At 60.6% G+C, this 13,224-nt stretch carries 5 protein-coding genes; 2 read left to right on the forward strand and 3 right to left on the reverse strand.

Annotation, left to right across the window (positions count from 1 at the left end; translation table 11 throughout):
- Positions 1 to 67: 67 nt before the first annotated feature.
- The 3 genes from OHL18_RS04765 to obgE all read right to left on the reverse strand — a co-directional run bounded on the left by OHL18_RS04765 (position 68) and on the right by obgE (position 5,907).
- Positions 68 to 3,844 (reverse strand): TonB-dependent receptor, encoded by a 3,777-nt coding sequence (locus tag OHL18_RS04765; RefSeq protein ID WP_263373679.1) that lies wholly within the window; start codon positions 3,842 to 3,844, stop codon positions 68 to 70.
- Between the two features lie 310 nt (positions 3,845 to 4,154).
- A complete protein-coding gene (gene nadD, locus OHL18_RS04770; RefSeq protein WP_263373680.1) occupies positions 4,155 to 4,760 on the reverse strand; it encodes a nicotinate (nicotinamide) nucleotide adenylyltransferase in 606 nt (201 codons plus the stop codon).
- Positions 4,761 to 4,809: 49 nt separating this feature from the next.
- Positions 4,810 to 5,907: a GTPase ObgE gene (gene obgE / locus OHL18_RS04775; RefSeq protein ID WP_263373681.1), complete on the reverse strand. Its 1,098-nt coding sequence runs from the start codon at positions 5,905 to 5,907 to the stop codon at positions 4,810 to 4,812.
- A 255-nt stretch (positions 5,908 to 6,162) separates the two neighbouring features.
- Here obgE and OHL18_RS04780 point away from each other — a divergent pair, with 255 nt between their 5' ends.
- Both OHL18_RS04780 and OHL18_RS04785 read left to right on the forward strand, forming a co-directional pair.
- On the forward strand, positions 6,163 to 9,513 hold the full coding sequence (locus tag OHL18_RS04780) for a TonB-dependent receptor (RefSeq protein WP_263373682.1): 3,351 nt from the start codon (positions 6,163 to 6,165) through the stop codon (positions 9,511 to 9,513).
- A 256-nt stretch (positions 9,514 to 9,769) separates the two neighbouring features.
- Complete coding sequence (locus OHL18_RS04785) at positions 9,770 to 13,180, forward strand: carboxypeptidase-like regulatory domain-containing protein (RefSeq protein WP_263374593.1); 3,411 nt, start codon at positions 9,770 to 9,772, stop codon at positions 13,178 to 13,180.
- The last annotated feature ends 44 nt before the right edge of the window (positions 13,181 to 13,224 follow it).

Consider the following 13,224-nt stretch of genomic DNA (forward strand, 5'->3'; position numbering starts at 1 on the left):
GAAAACGCCTGCCGCGATGATATCTGCGGCAGGCGTAGGTTAATCCGGCAAGGGTGTACAGCGGAGGCTAGAACTCCAGACGCAGGGAGAACTGTCCGATGCGGCCGGTTACGGAGTCTCCGGAATGGGAGGGCAGTGTGTTGGTGATCTGGCCGAACTGTGAGGCGTTGGTCACGATGTTTAGAGCGGGGGTCGAGAAGACCGGGTGATTGAGGACGTTGAAGAAGTCAGCCCTGAACCTAAGGTTGAGTTTGTCGTCGGCCAGGATGGGGAAGTTCTTCGCGAGACCGGCGTCGAAGTAGGCTCCGCCGGCGCTTCGAATGATGTTGCGGGAACCGTACTGCAGACCGACGGGACCGCTAAACTTCGCCAGGGCTGCATTGGCCCCTGCCTGACCTCCGGCGAAAGCGTAGACAACACCGTTGCTCTGGTTCACTTTGGTCTTAAGGCTGCCTTTGGTGCCGGTGAAGATCGCCGGATCCTGATTGTCGAACGAAGCGAGGTAGGCGTCGGAATAAGGAGTTACGCCCAAGCCGGTGCGATATTGAGGAATACCCGAGAGACTCCATCCGCCGATCGCCTCGTCCAGCAGACGTGAGGAGCCGCTGGCGAAGGTTTTCCCGCGACCGACGGGAAGGTCGTATTCAAAGTTCGAAACGAACTCCTGAGTAACGTCGAAGTCGGAGGTGCCGCGGCACGCTCGGGGCTTCAGGACGTCGCAGATGAAGCCACTATTGCTGAACAATGAGTTATTGTTGGCGCTGAGCGAGGCGTTGTCGATGGAGTGCTGCCAGGTATAGTTGAAGTCGAACTTGAGGCCGTGCGACCTGTTCTTGTTCAATGTGAGGAGTAGGGCGTTATAGCTCGAGCTTCCCTGATTGGTAAGGTAGGCGTTCGAACCGAACTGCGACGGGATACCCACGTTCTGCGGTAGGAAATTGGTGAAGCCGTAGAACTCGGTGTAGGCCGCCATTGTGTAGAGCATGTCCGAGATGTCGCCACGGTTGCCGAGCTGCCCGACCATTGCCGCTACTAGGTTGGTGTTATTGCCGAGCCCCGCAGAGGCTCCGAGAGGCGCAAGAACATTTTCGAACCAGGGCTGGGGAGTGAGTGGGACGCCGGCGCGCAACTGGGTGGTCAATTGCGCGAAGGCCTGGACCATTGTCTGAGTGGACTTGCCGGTGGTATCGGGTACATCAATCACCTGGCCGGCGTCCGCATCGGCCAGAAGCCGACGACCGAGACGTCCGACGTAGTTGAGACGCATGATGGTGTGGAAGCCGAGATCCTGTTGGATGCCGGCGTTGAACGCGATGGAGTAGGGGTCTTTGAGGTTCGGGCTGATGACAAAGTTGGTCTCACCGGCGCCTAGGCCGTATAGGTTACCGCCGGCGTCGTAAGGCGTGTAGGGGACCGAGAGCGGTGCGGGAGGAGGAATGAGGCTCGAAGGATAGGAAAGATTGGTCCCAACCCGAGCGGTATTCGCGGTAGAGAGTGAAGCGGCAGCAGTTGCCCCGCCGAAGTTGTTGGTTTGGGTGTTGGAAAACAGATAGGAGATCTGATCCTGGAGGAAGTTGATCGCATTGATGACGGTGCGGTCGTAGACGATGCCGACGCCGCCATTCACAACGGTCTTTTCGTTTGCGAAGGGGCTGTAGGAAAAGGCGAAGCGCGGGGCGAAGTCCTTGTAGGAGGGAGCGTAGAGGCTGGGTCCGTTGTTGGCCTTTCCACCCAGCTTCACGCTATAGATGGGGAGAACCGGATTGGTACTGGAGGCGGCCTGCAAGCGCGCCTTGACGTAGGAGTCGAGCGTAGATTGCTGCTGGGTCGTCTGGTCGGTGAACTCGACCGACTCCGAACCGTGGGTCTCGTAGGGCACGGTGTAGAACTGGTAGCGGACGCCGTAGGCGAGCGTCAGATTCTTCGTGATCTTCCAGTTGTCGCCCGCATACGCTTCTGTCTGATAGTAGCGATAGGCGCGCGGACCGCCGCTGCCGGCGGGCACGGCCGCGCCGGTGTTTGTGTAGTTGTAGTTGGTGTTGATGGATCCAATGACGCCGAGCGCAGTCGTAAACAGCTGGTCGTAATCGTTCAAAGCGGTGGAGCTGCTATTGATGTCGCTAGGACGAACAGTTGGGTCAAGACCGCCTGATAGTGCAGCGCCGGAGAGTCCGACCCCGACGAAGTTGTAATCGTTGATCAGATTACTGTTAGTTTTGATGAACTTGAATGTGCCACCGAAGGAGACACTGTGCGAGCCGATCTGCCAGTTGAAGTCGTCGCGAACCACCGGGATGGGTACACGCCGTTTCTGGCCGTCATTGCCAGAGTAGGGATTGCTCAGGCCGGTAAACGAGTATTGGTTGGCTCCGGTCGGGTTGTAGGCGTTGGGAAAGCTGTACTTCGAGACGACATCGCCATAGTAAAACTGGTTGACCTTGTTATTGCCGATGGTCCAAACGTCGCTCACGACATAGGCGTAGCTGCGGTCGATGAAGGGGTGGCTGACCGGGTCGGTAGGGAATTGAGGCAGACTGGAGGTCGCATTCTGCCGGTTGATCGTGAAGCGGCCGAAGAGCTTGTGATTAGTGGAGAGGTTATAGTCGATGCGGGTGACGTAAGTGGTGTCGATATTTGGTGTCGGCACGTTGAAAGGAAGTCCGCCGGTGTTGACGCCGTCGCCGTAGGCAAGGTCGGTTGCGGCAGGATAGCGGGATTTCAAGAACGTAAGTTCATCCTGGTCGAAGCCTATGCCTGAGGGATCGAGCGATGTTATCGACTGACCGGTCGTCGCGGTGTTGGGAAGCGTGGAGATGCAGTTTGGGGTCGTGGTGATACGGCTGCTTCCAGTGCAGCCTGGGTTGCTGTTGATGTAGTTCACGTTTCCGGCAAGATAGCTTGCAAGAGGCACGGTCCGCTCAGCGAAGGAAGACTGGATGATGCGCGAGTCCGCGAAGTCGAAGAAGAAGAAGAGCTTGTCCTTCTTGATTGGGCCGCCGATGTTGCCGCCAAACTGGTTCTGAATAAGCGGCGTGCGGGGAAGAGCGTTCAGGTTGTTGAAGTAGGTGTTCGCGCTGGTGACCGTGTCGCGATGGTATTCGTTGATGTTGCCGTGAAACTGGTTGGTTCCGCTTTTCGTGACCAACTGGAACTGCGCACCGCTGCCGGTTCCGATGTTCGAGACCAGGCCGGCGATGGTTCCTTTGAACTCCTCGACGGAGTCAACCGGCGCGGTTGCGACGACTGCGAAGGTGGTTCCGGCGGCGATATCGTTGACGTCAAGGCCGTCAAGGGTCACCGACGTCTGGTCGATGCGGGCCCCAGCCACCGCGCCGCTATAGGAATCGACTCCGGGCTGCAGATAAAAGAGGGCCGAGATGCCATTGGTGCGGTCCTGCACCGGCAGTTCGTTTAGTTCGCGCAGACTGAGGTTGTTGCCGATCGAGGCGTCCGTGGTATTCAGCGTGGCTTCATCGCTAGCTGCGGAGACGGCCACCTTTTCGCTTGCACCCACTGTCAATTGGATGTTCTGGGTGCGGGTGGTTCCCACCTCGAGCGCCAGCTTTTCGATCTTTACCGAGGAAAAACCGTCGTGGGTAAAGACCGCCGTGTATCCGGGCGCGGCCGGAATTGAGTTGAACCGATAAACGCCTTTGGAATCGGTAACCTGGGTGAAGGTCGATCCGTTGTTACTGTTCGACAAAATGACTGTTGTCTTGGGAATCACCGCGCCTGAGGCATCGGTAACAAGACCGGTCATCGAGGAGGAGTCCTGAGCCTTTGCAAAGATCGCAAATGCGAAGACGACGAGCAGGAGAGCAGAACGGAAAAACCACTTCAACATGGGGCTCCTTTGATAATAACTACCGGTCAAGAAAAGTAGAAAGGGTGTCCCAAAGGCGGTTGCCCTCATGGGCAACTACAAGCGTCATATGGGCGGTTGCTTACCTGCTAAGCAATTTGATCGCCATACGTCACTTGCGGCTAGAAGTTTTCACGGAGCGTAAACGTCAGTCAAGAATGTTTCTCGGCCAAAAAAATCGCGACCGCGACGCGTCACTAAATCAAGGAACAGTCTCCGGAAATCTGTAGAAAACTAGAGATAATCGGATATTTGCTGTCTGGGTCGACGGCCCTGTCCTGGCGATCTTGGCTCAGCGGTAGAGGCTGTGGCGCTGGGTATACTCTGCAACCTTTTCTGGCAGGAGGTCGAGACAGGGGTCGCCTTGGTGGAGACGTGCGCGCAGCACGGTGGCGGAGATGTCTTCCTCGACTCCGCCGAGCAGGTGGACTTGATCGCGTTGCCACTTGCTCAGCCTCAGCGGGGCGAGATCTCCATCGTTCAACGCATATCCGGGGCGGGAGGCGACGATCCACTCGGCGAGTTCGAGGAGGCGATCGGGCTCGCGCCAGTTACGCAGGTTGAGGAAGGAGTCTGCCCCGACAAGGTTGAAGAGCGTATCAGCGGGGTAGAGCCTGGCGAGTTCGGTGAGCGTGTCCACAGTATAGTTCGGCAAGCCGTCCGGATGAGGAGCGTCGATATCGGTCACCTCAAAGCGAGGATCTTCTTCGCATGCCGCTTCAGCCAGCGCCAGACGGGTTGCGAACGGTAACGGAGCTGTCTCAAGCTTCAAGGGCTGCAGCGCGGTAGGCGCGAAAAGCACCCGGTCGAGTGCGAAGGCATCGGCCGCAGCCTTCGCTATCGCAATGTGGCCGCGATGGGGAGGGTCGAAGGTGCCGCCAAAGAGGGCTATGCGCATGGGCTATGAAACGCAGACTCCCTTCGAGAACGGCAAACAGAACGAAAAACTATGCGCGGCCTTTGGCGGAGTTCGGTGGAGGCGGGTAGCTGGGCCGTAGCTTGATGTCCGGGAGTGGCTCGACGTCGACGGGGATGGGGCGATGCGTCGCTACCATGTCGGCGAGGGCGAACTTCAGCTTGTCGATGCCTTCGCCGCTGACGGCGGATATCAAGAAGAAGGGCAACTTGCGGCGCTTCGCCATTGCGGTCAGCTTCTTGAGCTTGTCGGGATTGGCGACGTCAGCTTTGGCTGCAACCAGGATCGTCGGTTTGGCGGCGAGTGCAGGGTCGAAGGACTTCAGCTCTGCCGTAATCACCTTGAAGTCTTCGACAGGGTCGAGGCGGCCGCTGCCGTCGGAGACATCGACCAGGTGCACAATGACCGAGGTGCGCTCGATGTGCTTCAGGAACTGGATGCCGAGGCCGTGACCGAGGTGTGCGCCTTCGATGAGGCCAGGAAGGTCGGCGACGGTGAAGGAGAGCTCGTGGGGCCAGTCTCCGACGGAGACGACGCCGAGGTTGGGCTCGAGCGTGGTGAAGGCGTAGTTGGCGACCTTGGGCTTGGCGGCGGAGATGCGCGAGATCAGCGTGGATTTGCCGACGTTCGGGTAGCCGACCAGGCCGGCATCGGCGAGCAGGCGGAGTTCGAGGCGGTAGTTGCGGGCCTCACCGGCGCGGCCGAGTTCGTGCTCGCGCGGGGCCTGGTGGGTGCTGGTGGCGAAGTGCTGATTGCCGCGTCCGCCGCGTCCGCCGCGGGCGATGACGATGGTCTCGTTGGGGCGGGCGAAGTCGTGGACCAGCTCGCCGGTCTCGTCGTCGTAGAGCAGCGTGCCGACGGGAACTTTGAGGGTGGTGGACTCGCCCTGGGAGCCGGAGCAGTTGGAGCCGAGGCCGTGGCCGCCGCGCTGCGCCTTATGCTCGGGGTTGAAACGGAAGTGGACGAGGGTGTTGTGGCTCAGCGAGGAGGACATAAGGATGTCGCCGCCGTGGCCGCCATCGCCACCCGACGGGCCGCCCTTGGGGACGAACTTTTCCCGGCGGAAGGCCATACAGCCGTTGCCGCCGTCGCCGGCCTTGATACGAATTCTTGCTTCATCGATAAACATTGCAATCTTCAGTGTAAATGGAAGCGGGGCAAGTAGAGTCCATGACCCCCAGCTTCACCTGGTGCCCGAGTGGACACTCTGTCCATGGGAAGTCCTAATGACCAGTTGGCGTAACCGTCTATTAACAAAATTATGCGAGCGTTAAGCCTACAAACTGATCAGCGAAGAAGAGTCCACCGAAAGCCTCGAGAGTGCGTCTCGCAACGAGGCTTTGGAGTGCCACCGACTTTCAGAACCAACCTCTCAGGAGATCCAATGATGCAGAAGAAGATTGCCATGAACCTGGTCCTGTCCGCGGCGCTCGCGCTGGCGGTCACGGGCGCGGGACGGTCCCAGACCTCTACGCAGGGAGCGATCGGCGGGACCGTGTTCGATACCACGGGCGCGATTGTCAGCAACGCCAGCGTGACGATCCACAATGATGGCACCAACGCAGAGATCCACCTGACCTCGGACGACAGCGGCTACTTCAAGGCTCCGCTGCTTGAGCCGGGCTCGTACACCGTCACCGTTTCGGCCCCCAGTTTTGGCGAAGTGCGCGTCTCGAAGGTGACTGTGCAGGTTGGACAACTGACCGAGGTCGCCCCTAAATTGGCCAGTGGCTCGACGACCTCCGTGGTGGATGTAACGGCGGAGGCACCCGTGCTGAACTTCGAATCGCCGGACTTTGCCGCCAACCTGAACAAGCGCGCGCTGGAGGACATTCCGGTCAACAATCTTCGTTGGTCGAGCCTCGCGTTGACCACGCCCGGCGTGGTGTCGGACTCGAACGGTTTCGGTCTGGTCAGCATCCGCGGTATCAGCCCGATCCTGAACAACGTTCTCATCGACGGCGCGGACGACAATCAGGCGTACTACTCCGAGGAGCGTGGCCGTACCCGTGAGGCCTACTCCACACCCCCGACGGCGATCCGCGAGTTCCAGGTGAATGCTGGCGTTTACTCCGCGCAGTATGGGCGTGCGGCCGGCGGTGTCATCAACTCGGTCACCGAGAGCGGCACCAACAAGATTCATGGCCAGGCTTACTTCTCCGACCGCGAGAGCAACTGGGGCACCTTCAACCCCTTTACGACCAACACGACCGGTGTGCAGAATCCCTCGACCGGCGCGTACACCTTTACCAGCTCGCCGTACAAGCCAAAGGACTCCCGTAAAATTTGGGGCTTCTCTGCTGGCGGTCCGCTCATCAAGGACAAGCTCTTCTGGTACTACACCTACGACCAACATCACCGCGTCTTCCCCGGCACCGCCAAGGCGAACGTACCGGGCACGTTCTTCTCACAGCCCGACGCAGCGTTGGCCAGCATCGCCGGCGCGCCTACCTGCAGCCTGACGACCGGTTACCTCTCGGGCAGCACGACGACGAATAAGAACTACGCGCTGGACAGCCAGGCCTGCACGCTGGCCGCGCGCGAGGGTCTGATCAGCTACGACGCAGGTGCCGCTGCGTACGGTGCTGGTCTCGCCAGCCTGTTGCCGGACCTCGGCTCGGTACCGCGCACCGGTGACCAGGTCGTGAACATGCCGAAGCTAGACTACACGATCAACAGCAAGAACACGCTCAGTGCGGTGTATAACCGCCTGCGCTGGGACTCGCCGGGCGGCGTTCAAACCCAGGCGACGAATAACTATGCCATCGACACCTTCGGCACCGACTTTGTGAAGCTGGACTACGGCGTGGCGAAGCTGACGACCGCGGTGACGTCGAGCATCAGCAACGAACTGCTTTATCAGTATGGTCGCGAGTTGAACGACGAGGGACAGCAGCCCTTCAGCGCTTACACCAAGCAGTACCTGGTGGGCGCGGGCGGCAATGTCCCCGAGGTGGCGCTTGCGACCTCGACCGGCTTCTATCTTGGTTCGCCTTACTACTCCTATCGCAAGGCGCTGCCGGATGAGCACAAGTGGCAAGTCGGCGACACGCTCTTCTACTCGCATGGAAACCACAGCCTGAAGTTCGGCGTGGACACCGTCCACAACGACGATCTGATCAACAACACCTACGAGAGCAACGGCGTCTTCACCTACAGCTATCTCAGCACCTACCTGGCGGACATCAACTCCGAGACGACCGGCAAGAAGACCTGCAACAGCACGGCCCTTTCGGCGGCGACGATCAAGAATGGAGTCGTCACGAGCGCTGTCGGAACCAGCCCGTGCTACTCCTCGCTGGCCCAGGGCTTCGGGCCGCCGGTCTTCGACGTAGGCACGCTGGACTACGGCTTCTTCGGCCAGGACAACTGGAAGTTCAACCCGCGCTTGACCCTACAGCTTGGCCTGCGCTGGGACTATGAGGCGCTGCCTTCTCCTTCGGCGACCCTCACGGCTGCTGCGACCAACTTCACCCCCTATGCGGATCTGCAGAACAAGCCGAGCGACAAGAACAACTTCGGACCCCGTCTCGGCTTCTCTTACGACGTGTACGGCGGCGGCAAGACGGTCCTGCGCGGTGGATACGGCATGTTCTATGGCCGCATCACCAACGGCGTTCTGCTCAACGTTCTGCTGAATACGGGTAGCCCGCTAGGGCAGTACGTAGCGACGATCAAGCCCAGCGCAGCCGCTGCTCCCACCTTCCCGAATATCGTCACGGCAGCGAACGCGCCGACACCGAGTTCCTACTACCTGGACAAGAACCTCCAGAACCCGATGGTGCATGAGTTCGACCTCTCGGTGCAGCAGGAGCTTGGCCGTGGAACAGTCTTCTCAGTCAGCTATCTCGGCGGACTGGGTCGCGAGCTGACGAACTTCCTGAACGTCAACCTGAACCCGGTGACGACCCCCACCGTGATCAACATTGCAGACTCCACCGGAAAAGGACCACTGGCCAACGGCACGACGATCACCGTTCCTGTCTACACCGGCTATCTGAATCCCGCCTTCCAGGGGATCACCAAGGTCACCAGCAACATCAACTCCAGCTACCAGGCGTTGGCTGCTGAGATCCAAAACCGCAGCTTGAAGAGCTTGCAGTTCGATGTGAACTACACCTGGTCGCATGCGCTCGATTTCAATCAGAACGCGACGACGACCACTACGACCAACAACTGGTACGACCCCTACGGTAACCAGCGGGCAAACTACGGAAACTCAAACTACAACGTTCCCGATCGCATCGCTGGGTACGTTCTGTACAACCTGCCCAACACAAACTCGGGAGACTGGTACAAGTGGGCGGTCAACGACTGGAGCGTGAACACAGCGTTCCAGGCGCAGAGCGGTCTTCCGTATTCCCTCTCGATCAGCGGCTATCCCTCGGCAGCTGCACTGAACAGCAGCTGGAACGGGGCTGGCGGAACCAGCTACATTCCGCAGCTCGGTCGCAATACCTTGAAGTACCCGCGCGACGTTGTGCAGGACCTGCGGGTGCAGAAGGAGATTCCGCTCCACGAGCGCTACAACCTGGAGTTGCGGGCAGACCTTTACAACCTCTACAACCACCAGAACGTCACTGGAATCAATAGCACAGGCTATCTGTTGAGTTCGGCAAGCGGTACCAACACAGCCACCTACCAGAGCAGCTTTGGTGCGGTGACCAACTCGAACTCGAGCGGCTTCCTTTACACACCGCGGCAGGTTGCGATCAGTTTCAAGCTTGCTTTCTAAGCGATCTCTGGCTGTGCTTGTGGAGGGCGGTGGCTTCGGCTGCCGCCCTCTTCTTTTGCCCCTTTTCTATTTTGGGAAAAGAGATTACGCTTCCGGTACTCCCGCGAAGTTGTGTGCTGGGAAGCGATGCTTTGCCCGGATTGTGATGGCGCAGGCAGCTCCCGCAAAGTTCTCTCTTAAATCACAGAGAAGTCGCCCCTTGAGGCGAGGAGAACGCATGGGGAATCGGGGACGGACGCGGTTGTGCGCGGCGGTTATGGTGCTGGGATGTCTTGCCGCCAGTGGGCAGAGCTCGGTCGATGGGGCGATCGGCGGGAGGGTTACGGACCCTCGAGGAGATTCTGTGGCTGCGGCCAGAGTGTTGGTCGTCAGCCGTGCGACGGGCTTCGAACAGGTGCTTAAAACCGGAGCCGAGGGAAGTTTTCTGCTGACGCACGTTGCGCCCGGAACGTACCGGGTCACAATCTCAGCCCCCGGGTTTGCGGCCGCTGTTGAAGAAGTTGCGGTTGGGCTGGGCGCAATCGCTACCGTGGACTCGAAGCTTGGGCTGGCGACGGTGGAGACGCTGATCTCAGTCGATTCCGCTCCGGTGCCTGTCATCGCTGGCTCATCGGATGGCTCGTCCGAGGACGCGCCGTCCGCGATGGTTCCTGGTCTGCTGACGACCGCGTCGCAGATCGATCTGTTACCTATGGATGGGAGGCGGTGGCAGAGTTTCGCGCTGCTGCTGCCTGAGACCGCCGGCGGCTCTGCATCAGACGGCGAGGCGGCTGTGAGCTTTCGCGGGTTGGCGACGACCCAGAACTCCAGCGAGATCGACGGATCTTCCAACGATCAGCACTTCGGAGGCGTCGCACAGGGCGCGGGCGGCGGAGCGGAGCGCGAGGCAGAAGAAGAAGGTGACAGCGGGACGGCGACGGGCGTCGGCGGAGATGGATCGCGCTCCCTGTATGGACGCCACGCGGGGGCGGCGTACACGTTCTCGCAGGGGGCGGTGCAGGAGTTTCGGGTGAACTCGGGCAGCTACTCAGCGCTGGACGGCCATGCGGTTGGCGGCGTGGTCACGACAGTCTCGAAGAGTGGAACGAATGCACTGCACGGAAGCGGGTTCTACCTTGCGCGGGACAGCTCCTGGGGCGCGACGAATCCGTTCTCAGTGGCAAGCAGCTACGCGGGCGGCGTGGTCACGAATACGCTGGTGAAGCCGCACGATCTCCGCCAGCAGTTTGGGGGAACGGTAGGCGGCCCGGTCGCATGGCCGGTTCCCTGGGCGGCAAGAGTCACGCGCGGCGGAGCGGCGTCACAGCCCAGAGTCTTCTACTTTGCCGCGGTTGATGTGCAGCGGAGGGCCAATGACGCTGTCTCCTCGCCCGGATACGGCGACTTCTTCGCGTTGACGGCGACGCAGCGCGCGCTGCTGGGAAATCGAGGCGTCTCCGCTAAGGCGACGGATGCTGCGTTGACGTATCTCGACAGCCTGACCGGGACGGTGCCGCGACGTGAAGCCCAGCAGATTGCCTTCGGAAAAATAGACTGGCAGATCTCGCCGAGCCATAAGCTGAGCGTGCAGGAGAACCGCGTGCGCTGGAGTTCGCCCGGCGGCGTGCGCTCTGAGCCGGTGGTGGATCGCGGGTTGGCAAGCCTCGGCAATGCCTACGGCAAGGTGGACGCGGGCGTGGCGCGGCTAGTGAGTCTGTGGACGAGCCGCCTGAGCAACGAGGTGCGCGTCGCCTTCGGGCGCGACTTTGAGTACGAGACCGCGCAGCCGCCGCTGCCGCAGGAGCCGGCGATCGGACCGGGAGGATTCGCGCCAGAGATCTCGATCGGGTTGAATGGGTTTGTGTTTGGAACGCCAGCGTCGCTGGGGCGCAAGGCGTATCCGGATGAAAGGCGGTTACAGGTCGCGGAGCTGGTGGAGTGGTCGCACCGGCGGCACCTGGTGCAGGTGGGCTTCGACTTCAGTCAGATTCACGATCGTATCGACGCGCTGAGCAATCAGGAAGGAACCTTTCGCTACGACAGCGGCATAGGGGCGGGCAAGGCTGGAGGATTGGTGGACTGGATCACGGACTATACCTTCAGCGCAAACGCCTATCCCAACGGGGCTTGTCCGTCGATTGTGGCGGCGATCCACCGGTTCTGCTTCCGCACCTTCACGCAGAGCTTCGGAGAACAGAGCGTAAGCTTCCCCACGCAGGAGTGGGCGGGATTCGCGCAGGACCAGTGGAAGGCGACGCCGACGCTGCAGGTAACGGTTGGCGTTCGCTACGAATATGAGCGCGAGCCATCGCCGCAGACGCCAAATCCAGCGATCGACGCTCTGTTCGGGGACCGCGGCACTACGAGCGCGTTTCCCGAAGACAGGAACAATGTCGGGCCAAGGGTGGGGATCGCGTGGCAGCCGCATGGTGTCGGGAAGGGAACGGTCCGCGCCGGGTACGGCGTGTACTACGGCAGGCTGCCTGGAGGGACGGTCCGGGCCGCGCTCCTCGATACGGCCATGCCGGCCACGGCGACGCACGTGAGGATTACGCCGACGACCGTCACCAACTGCCCGCAGGTGGCGAACCAGGGGTTCGGCTACGGGTGCACCTATCTGGCTGAGCCGGGTGCGGCAGTCAGCACGACGACCTCGGCGATGCTCTTCGATAAGCGATTCCGGCTGCCGATGGTGCAGCAGGGGACATTCGCGATCGAGCGCGGCGTGGGCTGCGGCATCACGGCATCGGCCTCGTACGTGTTCAATCTGGACCGCCAGTTGCCGGATTCGGTCGACATCAACATCGCTCCTTCAACTGCGACACGGACGTTTCAGTTGCAGGGCGGTCCCGTGGGTGGAAGTGGACCGCGTGGGGTGACGAACGGCGAGATCTTCGAACTGCCGTACTACACGGACCGGGTGAGCCCACTGTACGGGCCGGTGACGGACATCGTCTCCAATACAAACGCGACGTATAACGCGATGGTGCTTTCGGCGGAACGGCGGAGCCGCAAGGGGCTGGAGTTTCGCGCAACGTGGACGTGGGCCAAGGCGATCGACTACGGCCAGAACAATAGCGCTACTCCAAGGACGAACGGCCAGCTCGACCCGTTTGAGCTGGGATACGACCGTGGTCTCTCGACGCTGAACTATCCGCATAAGATCACGGCAAGCGCCATCTGGGAGCCGTCTCTGGCGACGCCGAAACACTTGCTGAAGCTGGCCTCGAATGGATGGCAGGTCAGCCCTCTGTTTATCGAGACGAGCGGCCGGCCCTACAGCTACGAGATCTTCGGAGGCACCCGCCTGTCCGGCGGTCACACCAGCATCAATGGCTCGGGCGGAGCGGTCTACCTGCCGACCGTGGGCCGAAATACGTTGCGGCTGCCGGAGACGGTCCACATGGATCTGCGCGTCAACCGGGGCATCCGGGTCACAGAGCGGCTGAGACTGCGAGCATCGGCGGAGGTGTTCAATCTGCCCAATCACGTGAACTATACGAGCACGACGACGCGTGCCTATCAGGAAGGTGTAGCGGTCAATGGAGTGACACCGCTGATCTTCCAGGACGCGCCGACGGTTGCAGCGGAGGGGCTGAACGAGCAGCCGTTCGGCGCGTTCACGGCTTCGAGCACCGCCAACTCACGGGAACGGCAGCTTCAATTCGGCCTGCGGCTCCAGTTCTGAAATCCTTCTTCTCGTTCCCGAAGGAAATCTGCGTTCCTCTCGAA

It is taken from the genome of Granulicella aggregans (assembly GCF_025685565.1).
GTDB lineage: Bacteria > Acidobacteriota > Terriglobia > Terriglobales > Acidobacteriaceae > Edaphobacter > Edaphobacter aggregans_B.

Coding starts and splice junctions, on each gene's coding strand:
- obgE (WP_263373681.1), bottom strand. CDS start 5,907: ATGTTTATCGATGAAGCAAGAATTCGTATCAAGGCCGGCGACGGCGGC.
- nadD (WP_263373680.1), bottom strand. CDS start 4,760: ATGCGCATAGCCCTCTTTGGCGGCACCTTCGACCCTCCCCATCGCGGC.
- OHL18_RS04785 (WP_263374593.1), top strand. CDS start 9,770: ATGGTGCTGGGATGTCTTGCCGCCAGTGGGCAGAGCTCGGTCGATGGG.
- OHL18_RS04780 (WP_263373682.1), top strand. CDS start 6,163: ATGATGCAGAAGAAGATTGCCATGAACCTGGTCCTGTCCGCGGCGCTC.
- OHL18_RS04765 (WP_263373679.1), bottom strand. CDS start 3,844: ATGTTGAAGTGGTTTTTCCGTTCTGCTCTCCTGCTCGTCGTCTTCGCA.